This window comes from Burkholderia ubonensis, assembly GCF_902833085.1.
Taxonomy (GTDB): Bacteria; Pseudomonadota; Gammaproteobacteria; order Burkholderiales; family Burkholderiaceae; genus Burkholderia; species Burkholderia ubonensis.
In genome coordinates, this window is the sequence record NZ_CADFEB010000036.1 from 1 (window position 1) to 385 (window position 385).

Annotated in this window: 1 protein-coding gene; it reads right to left on the minus strand. The window is 53.0% G+C overall.

Annotated features, from left to right (window positions below; genetic code table 11):
- A partial coding sequence (locus tag HWX31_RS34710; protein ID WP_175934026.1) for a hypothetical protein occupies positions 1-385 on the minus strand: 385 nt, incomplete at both ends.

The window sequence follows — 385 nt, forward strand, 5'->3', positions numbered from 1 at the left end:
CTGAAACAAATATTTGCTGATATTCGTGAACGGACCTTGAAGGTTTTCGCCCATGCGTATCTTGACAAACGTATCTTTGACGGCATCGAGCATTCGAGCACTGATATCCCGCCACGGCACGTTAGGGCTGGTGTTCTTGTCGGTCTGCGACTGCGACCAGGTCGTCGCGAGTTTCTGGTGATTGAAAATCAATGCCCGGAGAATCGGATTGTCGGGCAACATCGGATCCTTGCCCAGGCACTCGTTGAAAAAGGTTCGAGCATGGCGCCGGCCGCTGGCATCGATGATGCAGCCATGAACCACCTGCTGATAAATCACGCCGTTGCGGATATCGTTCGGATCGAAGTTGTGCGTGAAGTGGTCGATGAAGAAGCGGCTTTCGAGC